Annotated in this window: 16 protein-coding genes; 8 read left to right on the forward strand and 8 right to left on the reverse strand. The window is 71.3% G+C overall.

Features of this window, described 5'->3' with window-relative positions; genetic code table 11:
- Positions 1 to 77 precede the first annotated feature (77 nt).
- From LPW41_RS15515 to LPW41_RS15535, 5 genes are all read right to left on the reverse strand, one after another.
- A complete protein-coding gene (locus LPW41_RS15515) occupies positions 78 to 1,562 on the reverse strand; it encodes an HNH endonuclease signature motif containing protein (RefSeq protein WP_230705343.1) in 1,485 nt (494 codons plus the stop codon).
- A 240-nt stretch (positions 1,563 to 1,802) separates the two neighbouring features.
- Positions 1,803 to 2,309: a 4-phosphopantetheinyl transferase gene (locus LPW41_RS15520; protein WP_230705344.1), complete on the reverse strand. Its 507-nt coding sequence runs from the start codon at positions 2,307 to 2,309 to the stop codon at positions 1,803 to 1,805.
- Positions 2,306 to 3,244 carry an NUDIX domain-containing protein gene (locus tag LPW41_RS15525; protein WP_230705345.1) on the reverse strand — a complete coding sequence of 313 codons (939 nt, stop codon included), beginning with the start codon at positions 3,242 to 3,244 and terminating at the stop codon, positions 2,306 to 2,308. Before LPW41_RS15525 ends, LPW41_RS15520 begins: the two co-directional genes overlap by 4 nt.
- Positions 3,241 to 5,409: an RNA degradosome polyphosphate kinase gene (locus LPW41_RS15530; RefSeq protein ID WP_144833817.1), complete on the reverse strand. Its 2,169-nt coding sequence runs from the start codon at positions 5,407 to 5,409 to the stop codon at positions 3,241 to 3,243. The genes LPW41_RS15525 and LPW41_RS15530 overlap by 4 nt, the downstream gene beginning before the upstream one ends.
- A 67-nt stretch (positions 5,410 to 5,476) precedes the next feature.
- A complete protein-coding gene (locus tag LPW41_RS15535) occupies positions 5,477 to 6,169 on the reverse strand; it encodes a winged helix-turn-helix domain-containing protein (RefSeq protein WP_144833818.1) in 693 nt (230 codons plus the stop codon).
- Between the two features lie 117 nt (positions 6,170 to 6,286).
- Here LPW41_RS15535 and LPW41_RS15540 point away from each other — a divergent pair, with 117 nt between their 5' ends.
- The 4 genes from LPW41_RS15540 to LPW41_RS15555 all read left to right on the forward strand — a co-directional run bounded on the left by LPW41_RS15540 (position 6,287) and on the right by LPW41_RS15555 (position 9,507).
- On the forward strand, positions 6,287 to 6,577 hold the full coding sequence (locus LPW41_RS15540; protein WP_144833820.1) for a hypothetical protein: 291 nt from the start codon (positions 6,287 to 6,289) through the stop codon (positions 6,575 to 6,577).
- A 133-nt stretch (positions 6,578 to 6,710) separates the two neighbouring features.
- Positions 6,711 to 7,310, forward strand: coding sequence for an FABP family protein (locus LPW41_RS15545; protein WP_144833822.1), 600 nt, complete (start codon positions 6,711 to 6,713; stop codon positions 7,308 to 7,310).
- 2 nt (positions 7,311 to 7,312) lie between these two features.
- A complete protein-coding gene (locus LPW41_RS15550; RefSeq protein ID WP_230705346.1) occupies positions 7,313 to 8,401 on the forward strand; it encodes a folate-binding protein YgfZ in 1,089 nt (362 codons plus the stop codon).
- Positions 8,398 to 9,507, forward strand: a complete 1,110-nt coding sequence (locus tag LPW41_RS15555; RefSeq protein ID WP_230705347.1) for an aromatic acid exporter family protein — start codon at positions 8,398 to 8,400, stop codon at positions 9,505 to 9,507. The genes LPW41_RS15550 and LPW41_RS15555 overlap by 4 nt, the downstream gene beginning before the upstream one ends.
- A gap of 2 nt (positions 9,508 to 9,509) precedes the next feature.
- On the opposite strand, the gene LPW41_RS15560 is transcribed toward LPW41_RS15555, so the two are convergent.
- The gene (locus LPW41_RS15560) at positions 9,510 to 10,298 is read right to left on the reverse strand and encodes a class I SAM-dependent methyltransferase (protein ID WP_230705348.1); all 789 of its coding nucleotides are present in this window, start codon (positions 10,296 to 10,298) and stop codon (positions 9,510 to 9,512) included.
- A gap of 59 nt (positions 10,299 to 10,357) precedes the next feature.
- Between LPW41_RS15560 and LPW41_RS15565 the strand changes: the two genes are divergently transcribed.
- Positions 10,358 to 11,104, forward strand: coding sequence for a phosphoglyceromutase (locus LPW41_RS15565; protein ID WP_144833830.1), 747 nt, complete (start codon positions 10,358 to 10,360; stop codon positions 11,102 to 11,104).
- Between the two features lie 57 nt (positions 11,105 to 11,161).
- Here LPW41_RS15565 and phoU read toward each other — a convergent pair whose 3' ends face one another.
- Complete coding sequence (gene phoU, locus LPW41_RS15570) at positions 11,162 to 11,845, reverse strand: phosphate signaling complex protein PhoU (RefSeq protein ID WP_144833832.1); 684 nt, start codon at positions 11,843 to 11,845, stop codon at positions 11,162 to 11,164.
- A gap of 171 nt (positions 11,846 to 12,016) precedes the next feature.
- Here phoU and LPW41_RS15575 point away from each other — a divergent pair, with 171 nt between their 5' ends.
- Positions 12,017 to 13,228: a cell wall metabolism sensor histidine kinase WalK gene (locus LPW41_RS15575; RefSeq protein WP_230705349.1), complete on the forward strand. Its 1,212-nt coding sequence runs from the start codon at positions 12,017 to 12,019 to the stop codon at positions 13,226 to 13,228.
- The gene (locus LPW41_RS15580) at positions 13,225 to 13,908 is read left to right on the forward strand and encodes a response regulator transcription factor (protein ID WP_230705350.1); all 684 of its coding nucleotides are present in this window, start codon (positions 13,225 to 13,227) and stop codon (positions 13,906 to 13,908) included. Before LPW41_RS15575 ends, LPW41_RS15580 begins: the two co-directional genes overlap by 4 nt.
- A 67-nt stretch (positions 13,909 to 13,975) precedes the next feature.
- Here the strand turns inward: LPW41_RS15580 and LPW41_RS15585 are convergent, their stop codons facing one another.
- On the reverse strand, positions 13,976 to 14,539 hold the full coding sequence (locus LPW41_RS15585) for a DNA modification methylase (protein ID WP_154097472.1): 564 nt from the start codon (positions 14,537 to 14,539) through the stop codon (positions 13,976 to 13,978).
- A 181-nt stretch (positions 14,540 to 14,720) separates the two neighbouring features.
- On the opposite strand from LPW41_RS15585, the gene LPW41_RS15590 reads away from it, so the two are divergent.
- Positions 14,721 to 15,203 carry a CarD family transcriptional regulator gene (locus LPW41_RS15590; RefSeq protein ID WP_056229249.1) on the forward strand — a complete coding sequence of 161 codons (483 nt, stop codon included), beginning with the start codon at positions 14,721 to 14,723 and terminating at the stop codon, positions 15,201 to 15,203.
- Positions 15,204 to 15,286 lie beyond the last annotated feature (83 nt).

A 15,286-nucleotide genomic window follows, 5' to 3' on the forward strand; every position in this document is an offset into this window, starting at 1 on the left:
CGAGGCGTGCGGGGAGGGAGGAGCGCGCGCGGGGAGGAGCGCGCGCAGGGAGGCGTGGGTGCGGGGTGGTGCGTGTGTCAGAAGGGTGGGGGTGTGCCGTTGTCGTCGGGGTCGGGTGGGGGTGGGTCGTCGGGGGTGAAGCGGACGGCGGGGGAGTAGGGGAGGGGTTCGTCGGTGTAGGTGCGGCCGGTGGGGGAGGTCCATTCGAGGATTCCGCCGGGGAGTTGTCGAACCTGCCAGCGGGTGAACTGCTTTTGGGTGTGGTGGCGTTGGCAGAGGTGGGCGAGGTTGGTGATGGTGGTGGGGCCGCCTTTGGCGTGGTCGTGGGTGTGGTCGACTTCGCAGCGGATGGCGGGGATGGTGCAGCCGGGCCAGCGGCAGTGGCGGTCGCGGGCGCGGAGGTGGCGGTCGATGGCGGTGGTGCGGTGGTAGGTGTCGGTGTGCAGGACTGCTCCGGTGAGGGGGTGGGTGAGGACGCGGTCCCAGGGGGTGGGGGTGGTTTCGGCGAGGGTGCGGGCGGTGTGGGCGTCGATGGGGCCGTGGGCGATGAGTGCGGCGGGGTCGTCGATGTCTCGGGTGGGGTTGAGGATGGTGAGGGCGGGGACGACGATCTGGACGCGGGCGCGGATGGTGCCGAGGGTGCCGGGGCCGTCGTCGGTGCGGGTGGGGTCGGCTTCCGGTGCGGCGGCCAGCAGCAGGTCGGCGAGGATGTCGGCGCGCAGTTGCGCGGTGGTGCGCTGGTCGGTGGCGAGCATGGTGGCGGGACTGAGAGCCGCCGCGGCAGCGGAGTGGTCGGACCCGAAAACCGGGTGCGGGCCGGGTGCCGCGGTGCCGCCTGCATCGTCGCCGGGCGTATCGACACCCGCGACGGCCCCGTCACCCCCGTCGAGTCCGAACGCGCCGCCGGCCCGGATGTCGAGGAGCGCGCGAGCTTGGTGCGTGAGGCGGTCGTAGATGCCGACGGCGAGCACGGTGGGCAGGGTTGCGATGAGGTCGGACATGCCGTCGGCTTGGGTGACGAGGCGGACGCAGCGGGTGTCGCGCCCGCGCTGGTGACGTTCGGTGAGGGTGGTGGGGTGCAGTTTCTCGGCCAGGACGGCCAGGCGGCTGCGCAGGCGGGCGGGACTGCGACCCTCGGCGGTGGCGACGGCGAGAAGGTCGAATTCGGCCTTCTTCTCGGGCGGGAGGGCTGAGCCGATGTCGGCGATGACGTGGGCGTGGGCGCGGGTGAGAGCCCCCGCTTCCCACGCGGCGAGGGTGGCGGGGTAGTCGTCGACGAGGGTCATCGCCTGACACATCTGCCGCTGCACCGACCGGTCGGAGAGGTTCTCGGCCGCGGCGAGCTCGGACGCCACCTCCCGCAGGGCCAGTTGCGCGGCGCGGGCGGGCGCGCGCTGGTCGGCGAGGACGTCGAGGGCGAGGTGCCCGGCCTCAGCGAGAGCGCGGGTGCGGGCGACCTCCGCGGCGGCCAGCACAGCGCCCGTGGAGCGGACCTCGGCGAGCACCGCGGACAGGCCACGCGGGCCATTCCCTGCGGGTGTCGACGAGGCCTCCGATGACATGTTCGCATGCTAGCGACGACCTCCGACATTGAGTCCGGGTATCACGGCGCATCCGGCCCACTTTCGGCGGATCCAGGGGCATTGAGGGCGCAATCCGCGAGCACGAGACGTGAAAAACCCAGGTCAGAGGCAAGCGGGTGATCTCGCGGGTGAAGTCCGCCGCGGCATCCGCACACGTCCGAAAACCGCTGTGCACCCACCGGCTGTCCTGGGCGCGACCATCGCGCGAGGGCCCCGCGCTCACGCACCGCGAGCCACCGCCGCGACGATGCCCGTCGGTGCCTTCACATCCTCGCCCCGCCAGACGCGACCGTCGGCCCCCGCCCCCTGCACGCGCCCGCTCCACCCGTGTGCGGCGAGCGAGATCTCCACGCGCGCCGGATCGACCCCGAGCCCCCTCCCGTCGGCTTTGAGCACCGCCTCGACACGCGCCCACGAGAGCGCGTCCGCGCCGCTCGGCAGCACGCGTTCGAGCCCCGCGGCGTCGGCGGGCACGGCATCCACTCCGATCGCCGCATGCTCCTGCGTCATCGCGACGACCGTCCACCCGGCCGCGTACGACACCGAGACTGCGGCATCCGCCCCCTCCACCCGCACGCGACCGTGTTCGCCGCCGCACGAGGGGCACCGCGAGACGAAGCGAGCGGACGGCAGCAGCTCCGCCAGCACCGCGCGCGACACCGTTCGACGGTCGACTCCGGGGGGCACCGCGCGCCAGACGACGCGGATGCCGGGACGGAGCGTCACACCTGCGGCTCGTGCGTCTCGATCGCGACGATTCCTGCACCGGGATGCTCGACGGGAACGTGCACGACCGAGAACGCCGCGGGCTCGAGTGCCGACGAGCTGCCGAGGTACGAGCCCCTCATGGTGCCGGTGGCCAACGCCAGCTCGTGCATGATGTCGGGCAGCACGGGACCGTGGCTGACCACGACGACGGGCTTGCGGGCGCGGACGCGTTCTCCGACGACAGCACGCGCGTCGGCGGTGCCCTCTTCCCACGCGTCTTGACTGATCGCGGCGCTCACGACGATGCGCTGGCCGAGCGCCTGCGCGATGGGGGTCGCCGTGCGCACGCATCGCTCGGCCGGACTCGACACGATCCGACGCACGCCGAAGGCGAGGAGGGGGCCGACGATCGCCTGCGACTGCCGGCGTCCGCGGGGGGTGAGGGGCCGGGCGGCGTCGGTGCCGTCCCACTCGTCGCGCGAGCGGGCCTTCGCGTGGCGCAGCACCACGATCGGGAACGTCGGCAGTGCGCGTTCGTCGACGATCCGCGTGAACTCGTCGAGGATCTCGGTGTCGACCGGGTAGCTGAGGTGCTTGCGCGCCTTCTTCAGGCTCACCCACTCGATCGCCGCGACCTCTTTGTTGGGCACGAAGCTCGAGGTGCGCACGGCGGCATCCGTGGCCTCGGCGGCCCAGTAATGCACGATCTTGGTGCGCGAACTCGGCATCCGGTACCGGGACACCCCGACCGGCACGCCGAGGCTCACCCGGATGCCGGTCTCTTCGCGGATCTCGCGCACGGCCGTCTCGGCCAGCGTCTCACCGGGGTCGACCTTGCCCTTGGGCAGGGTGACATCGCGGTACTTCGTGCGGTGGATGACGAGGATCCGCAGCTTGCCCTCGACGATGCGCCACACGACACCGCCGGCGGCGTAGACGGCGGTCTCGGTCACCGCGCCGTCCGCGAGCGTCGCTTGCGCTGCACCAGGCTCATCGTGTGCTCCTGCAGGTCGACGAGGGGGGCGCCCTCGGCGTCGACGCTGTGACGCGTCCACTCGCCCTCCGACCCGAGATGCCACGAACTCGTGCCGTCGTCCATCGCCAGGTCGAACAGCGAGGTGAGCTCGCGCACCTGACCCGGGTCGACCACGCGCACGAGCGCCTCGACGCGGCGGTCGAGGTTGCGGTGCATCATGTCGGCGCTGCCGATGAACATCTGCGTGTCGCCGTCGTTCGCGAACGAGAAGATGCGCGAGTGCTCGAGGTAGCGGCCGAGGATCGAGCGCACCGTGATGTTCTCGCTCATGCCCTCGACGCCGGGCTTGATCGAGCAGATGCCGCGCACCCAGACCTCCACGGGTACGCCCGCCTGGCTGGCGCGGTACAGCGCGTCGATGATCTGCTCGTCGACCATCGAGTTGACCTTGATGCGCACGCCCGCGGTCTTGCCGGCGAGGGCGTTCTGGCGCTCCTTCTCGATGTGCCGCAGGAGGCCCTTGCGCAGGTGCAGGGGGGCGACGAGCAGGCGCTTGAACTTCTTCTCGATCGCGTAGCCGCTCAGTTCGTTGAACAGGCGCGTGAGGTCGCGGCCCACCTGGTCGTCGACCGTGAACAGGCCGAAGTCCTCGTAGATGCGGCTCGTCTTGGGGTTGTAGTTGCCCGTTCCCACGTGGCTGTAGTGGCGCAGACGGCCCTCTTCTTCGCGGATGACGAGGGCGAGCTTGCAGTGCGTCTTGAGTCCCACGAGGCCGTACACGACGTGGACGCCGGCCTTCTCGAGCTTGCGCGCCCAGACGATGTTGTTCGCCTCGTCGAAACGGGCCTTCACCTCGACGAGGGCGAGCACCTGCTTGCCGGCCTCGGCGGCGTCGATGAGCGCCTGCACGATGGGACTGTCGCCCGAGGTGCGGTACAGCGTCTGCTTGATGGCGAGCACGTGCGGATCGCGGGCGGCCTGCTCGAGGAAGCCCTGCACGCTCGTCGCGAACGACTCGTAGGGGTGGTGCACGAGCACGTCGCCCTTGCGGATCGCACCGAACAGGTCGGCGCGGCCGTTCTGCTCGGGCGGCTGGAAGGCCAGCGCCGTCTTGGGCACGTGCGGCGGGTAGCGCAGGTCGGGCCGGTCGATGCGCGAGAGGTCGAAGAGGCCGCGCAGGTCGAGGGCGCCGGGCAGGCGGTAGACCTCCTGCTCGGTGATGTCGAGCTCGCTCAGCAGCAGCGAGCGGGTGACCTCGTCCATGTCCTCGGTGATCTCGAGGCGGATCGGGGGGCCGAATCGACGGCGCAGCAGCTCGGCCTCGAGCGCCTGGATGAGGTTCTCGGTCTCATCCTCCTCGATCGTCATGTCTTCGTTGCGCGTGAGACGGAACGCGTGGTGGTCGAGCACCTCCATGCCCGGGAACAGGTCGCCGAGGTGGTTGGAGATGAGCTCTTCGAGCGGGAGGTAGCGCACGCCCGGCCCGTCGCCGCCGATCTCGACGAAGCGGGGGAGCATGGGGGGTACCTTGAGGCGCGCGAACTCCTGGCGGCCGGTGCGCGCGTTGCGGATGCGGATCGCGAGGTTCAGCGACAGGCCCGAGATGTAGGGGAAGGGGTGCGCCGGGTCGACGGCCAGCGGCATGAGCACCGGGAAGACGTTGCGCTGGAAGTACTCGGTGAGGCGTTCGGCGGTGGGCTCGTCGAGCGAGCCCCACGACACGACCTCGATGCCCGATTCGGCGAGGGCGGGGCGCACTTTCTCGGTCCACGCCGCCGCGTGGCGCAACTGCAGACGATGCGCTTCGGCCGAGATATCGGCGAGCACGTCGAGGGGGGCGCGACCGACGTTGGTGGGAACGGCCAGACCCGTGACGATGCGACGCTTCAGGCCGGCCACGCGCACCATGAAGAACTCGTCGAGGTTGCTGGCGAAGATCGCGAGGAAGTTCGCGCGTTCCAGCACCGGGACGGTGGGGTCTTCGGCGAGCTCGAGGACGCGCTGGTTGAACGCCAGCCAGCTCAACTCGCGGTCGAGGTAGCGGTGGTCGGGCAGCTGGTCGTCTTCGACTTCTACGGCTTCGTCGAAGTCGTCGTCGTCGGCGTCGCCGAGTCCGGCATCCAGCGCGTCGTGTTCGATCATCCCCACATCATTGCAGGGGTCGGTGACACGCGCGTGAACACGGGGTGCGCGTGGCCGCGTCGCGGCCTCAGGCGGGGGCGGATGCCGCGGGCTGGGGGTCGTCTTCGTAGACGTTGAACCGATAGCCGACGTTGCGCACGGTGCCGATGAGCTGCTCGAGATCGCCGAGCTTGGCGCGCAGGCGCCGGACGTGCACGTCGACCGTGCGCGTGCCGCCGAAGTAGTCGTAGCCCCAGACCTCGCTGAGCAGCTGCTCGCGCGTGAACACCCGCGAGGGGTGGGTCGCGAAGAAGTGGAGGAGCTGGAACTCCTTGTAGGTGAGGTCGAGCGGCTTGCCGTGCACCTTCGCCGAGTAGGACGACTCGTCGATCGTGATGCCCGACGTCGAAATGCGCGTGGAGACCTGTTCCGCACTGCGCCGACCCATGGCCAGGCGGATGCGCGCGTCGATCTCGGCGGGGCCGGCTCCCACGAGCACGACGTCGTCGATGCCCCAGTCGGTCGAGACGGCGGTGAGGCCACCCTCGGTGATGATGAGCACGAGGGGAGCCTCGATGCCGGTGGTGGAGAGGATCTTGCACAGCGACTTGGCGCCGACGAGGTCGAAGCGGGCGTCGACGAAGATCACGTCGGCACTCGGCGCGTTGACCAGCTGGGCGGCCTCGGCCGGGATCTGGCGGACGCGGTGGCTCAGCAGTTCGAGCGCGGGCAACGCCGCGCCACCGCCGGGGGCGGAGCTGAGAACGAGAAGCTGAGCCAAGGAGACCTCCCCGCGCGGTCTGCCGCGCACCCGATCATCTTAGGGTGACCCGGCGCGCCGCTCGTGTCGCCGGCGTTCCGCGTGCGCGGGAGCGCACCCGTGGGTGATGATGGGGACATGTCGACCCCCGACCTCGCGCCGCGCCGTACGTTCGGCGGCATCGTCGCCGTGTGGGTGCTCGCGGCCGTCGCCGGAGTGCTCATCGGCCTGCTCGCCCCCGCGCACTGGCGCGCGCAGTGGATCAGCGTCGCCCTGGGCGGATGCCTGATCGTCTCGTTCGCCGTCCAGCTCTGGTACGGCCGCTCGCAGGCCTTCATCCAGCGCATGGCGATCAGCAGCCTGGGCGCCGCGGTGGTGCTGGGTCTCATCACGGCCGGTTTCGCGCTGGGGGCCGTCGTCTCGGGATAGAGTTGGGCCATGGACCTCCTCGCGCTCGAACTGTTCTTCCTGGGACTCCTCGGCCTCGCCTCGTTGGCGATCGCCTTCGTGTCCGGAACAGTCATCTGGAACCTCTTCCGCGGTCAGCGCTGACGGTCGTCTCGTGATCGAGATTCCGACCGATCTTCCCGCCGACCTCGTCCCCCTCTCGTGGCTCGTCGGCGTCTGGGAGGGCACTGGCGTCATCGACTACGAGGTCGACGGTCGTTCCTACTCGGGTGAGTTCGCCCACCGGGTGAGCTTCAGTCACGACGGTGGCGCGTTCCTCAACTACTCCGCCGACGCCTGGCTGATCGACGCGGGCGACCGCCGTCCGCTCGTGTCGGAGATCGGCTACTGGCGACTGGCCCGGCCCGCCGGCGACGCCGATGCCGGTCCCGCCCTGCTTCCCCCCACCGCCCCGGCCGTCGAGCGCACCGCCGACGACGTCGAGGCCCTGCGCAACGCCGACGGCGGCTTCGACATCGAGGTCAGCCTCGTGCACGCCGACGGCGTGCTCGAGCTCTACGTCGGGCAGGTGAAGGGTCCTCGCATCGACCTCGCCACCGACGCCGTCGTGCGCGCCTCGGGCGCGAAGACCTACACCGCGGCGACGCGGCTGTACGGCCTCGTCGACAACCACCTTCTGTGGGCGTGGGACATCGCCGCCCTGGGCCGCGAGCTCGGCTCGCACGCCTCGGCGCGTCTCGCTCGGGCGGAGTGATCATGGCCTCCCTCTCGGAGATCCCCGGAGCCGTGCTCGACGACCGCGGCCTCCGCCACGTGGGCTCGCCCGTCGCGGAGCAGCGCCGCCTGGCATCCGGAACCGCCGTCGCGCCCCTGGGCGACCGCCGCGTCGTGTCCGTGTCGGGCGAAGACCGCCGGAGCTGGCTCGACTCCTTGTCGTCGCAGGCCCTCACGCACCTCGCCCCGGGCGTGTCGACCGAGATGCTCATCCTCGACCCGCAGGGTCGCGTCGAGCACGCGGCATCCGTCGTCGACGACGGCGAGACCGCCTGGTTGATCGTCGATGCGGCGGATGTCGAGGGCCTCGCCGGCTGGCTCACGCGCATGCGCTTCCGCCTGCGGGTGGAGGTGCAGGACCGCTCGGCCGATCTCTTCGTGGTGGGCGGCACCCGCGCCGCGGTGAGCGGGCTGCCCGCCGTGGCGCCGGTCTGGATCGACCCGTGGCCCGACGTGTCTCCCGGCGGGTGGGCCTATGCCCGCGTCGATCCGCACCCGGGAGCCGACCGCGACTGGGCCGAGGCGATCCTGGATGCCGCGGAATTCGACGCCCTCGTCGGGCGCGCGGCGCGCGGCGAGATCTCCGTCGCGGGTCTCGACGCCGTCGAAGCACTCCGGGTGGCCGCCTGGCGCCCGCGCGTGTCGGTCGATGCCGACGAGCGACTGCTCCCGCACGAGATGGACTGGCTGCGCACCGCGGTGCACATGTCGAAGGGCTGCTACCGCGGGCAGGAGACCGTCGCGAAGGTGCACAACCTCGGTCACCCGCCGCGTCGGGTGGTCGCTCTGCAGCTCGACGGCAGTGACAACGTGCTCCCCGTCCGCGGCGACGCCGTGCGCGCCGGCGACGACGTGATCGGTGCGATCACCTCGGTGGCCGTGCACCACGAAGAGGGCCCGATCGCGCTCGCGCTGGTCAAGCGCAACGCGCCCGAGGGAGTCCCGCTGATCGTCGACACCGCCGACGGCCCCCTCGCCGCCGCCGCGGAGACCGTCGTCCCCGCCGACGCGGGGGCGACCGCCTCCGTTCCGCGTCTTCCGCGCCTGGGCCGCCGCCGCTCCGCGGAATGACCGACGACGACGCCTCGACGACCGTCGGGGTCGTCGTGCCCCGATCCCGGCTGCGCACCACGCTGCGCCGCAGGGTGCTCCGGGTGCGCGAGTCGCTCCCGGCCGCCGCGCAGATCGTCGTCGCCGCCACCGCCGCCTACGCGTTCGCCCACTTCGTGCTCGGCCACCCCGTGCCGTTGCTCGCGGCCACCGTGACCGTGTCGAGTCTCGGGCTCGTGCGCGACGCGCGGCCGTGGCGGGTCGCCGAGACGGTCGCGGGCATGCTCGTCGGCATCCTGATCGCCGAGCTCGTGCTGCTGCTCGCCGGCGCCGGGTGGTGGCAGATCGCGGTCGCGATGACCCTGACGCTCGTGGTCGCGCGCTTCCTCTCGCCGCAACCGGGGTTCGCCCTGGCCGCGGTCACGCAGTCGCTCATCGCGCTCGTGCTCGTCACCGGCGCACCGTTCCTGCGTCTCGTCGACGGCGCGGTCGGTGGGCTCGCCGCGCTCGTGGTCACCGCCCTCATTCCCCGCACCCTGCGACGCACCGAGCTGCGAGACGCCGACGAACTGTTCGACGCGCTCGATGCGGCGATGGCGAGCATCGTGCGGGCGCTGCGACGGGGCGACCGCGTCCGCGCGGAGCGCGCGCTCGAACGCGCGCGGTCGCTGCAGACCTACGTCGATGCGTGGAGCGGCTCGCTCGAGTCGGGGCGCGAGGTGGCGCGCATCTCGCCGTTCCTGCGGCGTCAGCGCAGCGAGCTTCAGCGGCACGAGCGCGTGCGCGCGGCCCTCGACCTCACCACCCGCAACCTCCGCGTCGTGGCGCGACGTGCGGCCTATCTGTGCGCCGACGGCGTGAGTCGCCCGGTTCCGGCCGACCTGCTCTCCGACCTCGCCCGCGGTGCGGCGCTCGTGCGCGAGAGCCTGGACGACATCTCGATCGAGCCGGTCGCGAGAGAGGCCGTCGCCGCCGTGGCGCGCCGCCTCGACCCGGCCGCGCTCCTCCCCGACGGCGGTGTGGGCGAGCTCAACCTCGTGTCCGCGCTGCGACCGCTCGCCGTCGACCTGATGGTGGCGGCGGGCATGCCGGCCGCCGAGGCGCAGTCGTTGCTGCCGCGCATCTGAGCTCAGCGCGGAGCCACCGCGTGCCAGGCGACGCCGATCTCGCCCAGCCGCCACCGCTCGCGGCGCAGCAGCGGCCACCCCGCCTCCTGCAGGGCGAGCATCGCGGTGCGCCAGCGGTGCACGGGACCGAACGGGGCGACCACGGCGGCGCGGACCCACTCGCGCTCCAGAGCCGTGACGAAGGAGTGCACGCGCTCGCCCTCGACGTTGCGGTGGATGAGGGCCTTCGGCAGTCTCTCGGCCGCGACGGCGGGGGAGTCGAGCTCGGCCAGCCGCAGCGACACGGTGAGCGACCGGGGCACGGCATCCGCCCCCACCTCCGCCCAGGTGGCGATGCGCCCGATCTCGTCGCAGGTGCCCTCGACCAGGATGCCGTCGGGCTGCAACCGCGCGCACATGCGGGCCCAGGCGTCGGCCACGTCGGCCTCGTCGTACTGGCGCAGCACGTTCAGGGCGCGGATCACCGCGGGGCGACGCCCACCCGGCAGCGGCACCTCGAACCCGCCGCGCGCGAACGACACTCCCTCGACGCCCACGGACTGCTCCCGCGCGCGGGCGACGCGGTCGGGGTCGATCTCGAGGCCGAGCACCTCCGCGTCGGAGCGCTGACTGCGCAGCCGCGCGAGGAGCTCGAGCGGGGTGACAGCGCTCGCCCCGAAACCCAGATCGACTACGAGCGGATCGTCGGTGCGCCGCAGCACCGGATGCCGCGCGATCCAGCGATCGATGCGGCGCAGGCGGTTGACGCCCGTCGTGCCCCGGGTGGGGCGTCCGACGGGCGAGGGGGTCACTCCGACATGATGCCAGCCCGGGCTCGGGTGCGAGGCGCGCGCCTCGGTAGCATGGACCCATGCCTCACACGCTGATCCTGCTCCGCCACGGGCAGAGCGAATGGAACAAGACCAACCAGTTCACCGGCTGGGTCGACGTGCGACTCACCGATCAGGGCAAGGCGGAGGCGAAGCGCGGCGGCGAGCTGCTCGCCGAGTCCGGCATCCTGCCCGACGTGCTGCACACCTCGGTGCTCAGCCGCGCGATCCAGACCGCCAACCTCGCCCTCGACGCGGCCGACCGCCTGTGGATCCCGGTCAAGCGCTCGTGGCGCCTGAATGAGCGCCACTACGGCGCCCTGCAGGGCAAGGACAAGGCCCAGACCCTCGAGGAGTTCGGCAACGAGCAGTTCATGCTCTGGCGGCGCTCGTTCGACGTTCCGCCGCCGCCGCTGCCCGCCGACGACCAGTACAGCCAGGTCGGCGACCCGCGCTACGTCGGCATCGACGGCGAGGTGCCCGACACCGAGTCGCTGAAGATCGTCATCGACCGCATGCTGCCGTACTGGCACAGCGACATCGTCCCCGACCTGCAGGCCGGTAAGACCGTGCTCGTCACGGCCCACGGCAACTCGCTGCGCGGACTGGTCAAGCACCTCGAGGGCATCAGCGACGCCGACATCGCCGAGCTGAACATCCCCACCGGCATCCCGCTGGTGTACCGCCTCGACGACGAGATGAAGCCCCTCGGCCCGGGCGAGTACCTCGACCCCGAGGCCGCCGCCGCGGGAGCCGCCGCCGTGGCCGCGCAGGGCAACAAGCACTGAGACCGCAACGACGAAGGGGGCGGATGCCATGGCATCCGCCCCCTTCGTCGTTCGCGATCAGATGACCGGGCTGGGCTCCGCGACGTTGTCGTCGTCGGCGCCGGCCCAATCGCCGGTCGCCAGGTAGATGACCTTCTTCGCGACCGAGACCGCGTGGTCGGCGAAGCGCTCGTGGTAGCGGCTGGCGAGCGTCGCGTCGACGGTCGCCGTGGCCTCGCCCTTCCAGGAGTCGCCCAGCACCTTCTCGAAGACGTTCACGTGCAGCTCGTCGATGGCGTCGTCGTCGTCGCGGATCGCCTCGGCGAGGCGCAGGTCCTGCGTGCGCAGCAGCTCGGCGAGCTTGCGCGCCACCTCGACGTCGAGCTCGCCCATGCGGGTGAAGGTGCTCTTGAGGCCCTTGGGGATCGCCCGCTCGGGGAAGCGCGAGCGGGCGAGCTGGGCGATGTGCTCGGCCATGTCGCCCATGCGCTCGAGCGAGGCGCTGACGCGCAGCGCCGTGACGACGATGCGCAGGTCGCGGGCCACGGGCTGCTGGCGCGCAAGGATCTCGATGGCGAGCTCGTCGAGCTCGACGGCCTTCTCGTCGATGATCGCGTCGGCTTCGATGACCTCTTCGGCCAGGGAGACGTCACTGGTTCCGAACGCACGGGTGGCGCGGTCGATCGCGATGGTCACGAGGTCGGCGATCTCGACCAGGCGGCTCTGGACGTCCTCGAGGGACTGGTGGAATACTTCGCGCATCGCGGGTACCTTCCTCGTCGGCGGCACGGCACAGGGAGTCCCGCGGCCTTCGGGGATTCTTCCCAGCGAAGGTTAACGAGTGGTGCAGTGACAGTGAATAGTAGCCTCTGCCGTGCCGGTGGCGGGGGTGAACGGCCGGTGACGCCGAATCGACCCCTCTACGCTGAACGTATGGAACACACGCAGCTCGTGCTGCTCGCGCTCCTCGCCGGCCTCGTCGTCGGAGCAGCGATCGTCGGCCTCGTGGTCGGCGCCCTCCGCGCCCGCGACCGTTCGATGGCGCAGACCGCGGTCGACGTCCCCGAGGGCGTCGAGGCGATGCTCGACGCGATGGACGACCCCGCCTTCGTCTGCGACACGTCGTCGACGGTGCTGGCGCTGTCACCCGCGGCCGAGGTGTTCGGCGTGCACGCCGGCGAGGTCATCGCGGCCGAGGAGCTCAAGCGCGTGGCGCGCGTCGCCCGCGACACCGGATCCGGCATCAGCGAGAACCTGCGTCTGCGTCGCGGTGCGGCGCCGGCCGAGGCCCGACTCGTGGCCGTGCGCGCGACGCCGATCTCGGCCCGGCTGACGCTCCTCGTGCTGCGCGACATCACCGAGCGCGAGCGCGTCGAGGAGATGCGCCGCGACTTCGTCGCCAACACCAGTCACGAGCTGAAGACCCCCGTCGGCGCCGTGGGCCTGCTCGCCGAGGCGATCGAGTCGGCCGCCGACGACCCCGCCCAGGTGCGGCACTTCGCCTCGCGCATGCAGGCCGAGGTCACGCGGCTGGCGTCGCTCGTCAACCGCATCATGAGCCTCTCGCGCCTGCAGGCCTCGGACGAGCTGCGCGATGTGCGCGACGTCTCGATCGACGAGGTGGTCACCGCTGCCCTCGAGGCCTATACCGTGCAGGCCGACGCCGCCCAGGTCACCGTCGTGCGCGGCGGCACCAAGGGGCTGTGGGTGCGCGGCGAGCCGCAGATCCTCACCGAGGCGCTTGGCAATCTCGTCGCCAACGCCATCGCTTACTCGCCGCAGGGCTCGAAGGTCGGCGTGGGCGTGAAGCTCGACGACACCGTGGTCGAGATCGCCGTCACCGACCGCGGCATCGGCATCCCCGAGACCGACCAGCACCGCGTGTTCGAGCGCTTCTACCGGGCCGACCAGGCGCGCTCGCGTCGCACGGGCGGCACCGGCCTCGGCCTCTCGATCGTCAAGCACGCCGTGCAGCGCCACGGCGGCGAGGTGCGGCTGTGGTCGCGCCCCGAGCGGGGATCGACCTTCACCATCCGACTGCCGATGACCGAGGCACCCGACCTCGACACCGTTCGTCCGAAGCCCCGTCGCAAGTCCCGCAAGACCTTGACGACACCCGTACCCGCGAAGGGAGACACCGCATGACCCGCGTTCTGATCGTCGAGGACGAGCCCGATCTGGCCGACCCGCTCGCCTACCTGCTGCGCCGCGAAGGCTACGAGGTGGAGATCGCCGAAGACGGCGCGCTCGCCCTCGCCGCCTTCCGCGAGCGCGGAGCCGACATCATCCTGCTCGACCTGATGCTGCCGGGAATGCCCGGGACCGAGGTCTGCCGTCAACTGCGGCTGACCTCGCAGGTGCCGATCATCATGCTGACCGCCAAGGACTCCGAGGTGGACATCGTCGTCGGTCTCGAGCTCGGCGCCGACGACTACGTCACCAAGCCCTACTCGACCCGCGAGCTGCTGGCCCGCATGCGCGCGGTGCTGCGGCGACGCACCCCCGACGACGCCGACCTCGACGACCGCGTCCTCTCGGGCGGTCGCGTGGTGCTCGACATCGACCGGCACACGGTGGCCGTCGACGGAAGCGAGATCAGCATCCCCCTCAAGGAGTTCGAGCTCCTCGAGGTGCTCATGCGCAACGCCGGTCGCGTGCTCACCCGCGGTCAGCTCATCGACCGGGTGTGGGGGACCGATTACTTCGGCGACACCAAGACCCTCGACGTGCACATCAAGCGCATCCGCTCGCGCATCGAGCGCAACCCGAGCGAGCCGGTCATGCTCGTGACGGTGCGCGGCCTGGGCTACCGCTTCGAGGCCTGAGCCCGGGCCCCGCTCAGCGGGAACGGCGAAGGCGCCGACGGATCACCGTCGGCGCCTTCGCGTGCGTTCAGGAGGCGGGCGTCGCGCTGGGCGTCGGCGTCACCGTCGGCAGGCCGCCGACCGGGGTCAGCGAGCCCGAGGGCTGCGGGGTCGGCGCGAGCGTCGACAGATATTCGAGGGCCCCGTCGAGCACGGGCACCTGGATGAGGGCGCCCTGGCCGTCGCCGGACTGGAAGTACACGGGCACCGTGGTGCCGGGGGCGGCGTCGATGCCGTCGAGACGCAGGGGCTCGACGTCGTCAGACAGGTCGCCGAGGCTCAGCGTGCGGTTGGCCGGCACGTTCACCGACGAACGCACGGCCGAGGAGCCCTCGCCGACCTCGACGCGCAGCGTGAGCGGGTCGGAGGTCGAGTTGACGACGGCGGCGACGAGGTTGCCGGTCGTGCCCTCTTCGTCGACGACGATGAGCGCGTTGCGCACGTCGAGGGGGCCGGAGTCTGCGGGGACGTTCACGCCGTCGGACGCCGAGTACGGGATGGTGGTCGCCTGGGGGGCGATGAGGTTGCACCCGGTCGTGCCCACCAGGACAGCGGCACCCAGGGCGACGGACGCGATCAGGCGCGTTTTCACGGATCCTCCAAGATCGACGGACGGCATCCTGATCATCCTACGGGGTCCGCGCCGCGCGGCCGTTCCCGCGCGCACGTCCACGGTCGCTCCGCGTGCGGGTGGGGGAGGGGCCCCGGGTGGGCGGAACCTTAGCGCATGCGGGCCTGTGGTATCCTGGATGTTGCCGAAAGGACATAACTCCATGCTTTTTGAGGTTGGCGAGACCGTCGTTTACCCGCACCATGGCGCGGCCACGATCATCGAGGTCAAGGAACGCGTTATCAAGGGCGAGACGAAGAAATACCTGAAGCTCAACGTCACCCAGGGAGACCTCGTCATCGAGGTCCCTGCTGACAACGTCGACCTGGTCGGCGTTCGCGACGTGATCGGCAAAGAGGGTCTCGACCGCGTGTTCGAGGTGCTGCGTGCGCCCTTCACCGAGGAGCCGACCAACTGGTCGCGTCGCTACAAGGCGAACCTCGAGAAGCTCGCGTCGGGCGATGTGATCAAGGTCAGCGAGGTCGTGCGCGACCTGTGGCGCCGCGATCAGGACCGCGGCCTGTCGGCCGGCGAGAAGCGCATGCTGGCCAAGGCGCGTCAGATCCTCGTCTCCGAGCTGGCTCTGGCCGAGAAGACCGACGAAGACCGCGCGAGCGTCGTGCTCGACGAGGTCCTCGCGTCCTGACGCTCCGGCGCCGGGACCCCCGCGCTGACGCCCCGTCCCCGTCGTCGAGAACCGATGACGCGGGCCGGGGCTTTCGGCGTTCC

The organism is Microbacterium sp. JC 701, assembly GCF_021026215.1.
Lineage (GTDB): Bacteria > Actinomycetota > Actinomycetes > Actinomycetales > Microbacteriaceae > Microbacterium > Microbacterium algihabitans.

Coding starts and splice junctions, on each gene's coding strand:
- LPW41_RS15575 (WP_230705349.1), top strand. CDS start 12,017: ATGGAACACACGCAGCTCGTGCTGCTCGCGCTCCTCGCCGGCCTCGTC.
- LPW41_RS15530 (WP_144833817.1), bottom strand. CDS start 5,409: ATGATCGAACACGACGCGCTGGATGCCGGACTCGGCGACGCCGACGAC.
- LPW41_RS15540 (WP_144833820.1), top strand. CDS start 6,287: ATGTCGACCCCCGACCTCGCGCCGCGCCGTACGTTCGGCGGCATCGTC.
- LPW41_RS15550 (WP_230705346.1), top strand. CDS start 7,313: ATGGCCTCCCTCTCGGAGATCCCCGGAGCCGTGCTCGACGACCGCGGC.
- LPW41_RS15515 (WP_230705343.1), bottom strand. CDS start 1,562: ATGTCATCGGAGGCCTCGTCGACACCCGCAGGGAATGGCCCGCGTGGC.
- phoU (WP_144833832.1), bottom strand. CDS start 11,845: ATGCGCGAAGTATTCCACCAGTCCCTCGAGGACGTCCAGAGCCGCCTG.
- LPW41_RS15590 (WP_056229249.1), top strand. CDS start 14,721: ATGCTTTTTGAGGTTGGCGAGACCGTCGTTTACCCGCACCATGGCGCG.
- LPW41_RS15555 (WP_230705347.1), top strand. CDS start 8,398: ATGACCGACGACGACGCCTCGACGACCGTCGGGGTCGTCGTGCCCCGA.
- LPW41_RS15565 (WP_144833830.1), top strand. CDS start 10,358: ATGCCTCACACGCTGATCCTGCTCCGCCACGGGCAGAGCGAATGGAAC.
- LPW41_RS15580 (WP_230705350.1), top strand. CDS start 13,225: ATGACCCGCGTTCTGATCGTCGAGGACGAGCCCGATCTGGCCGACCCG.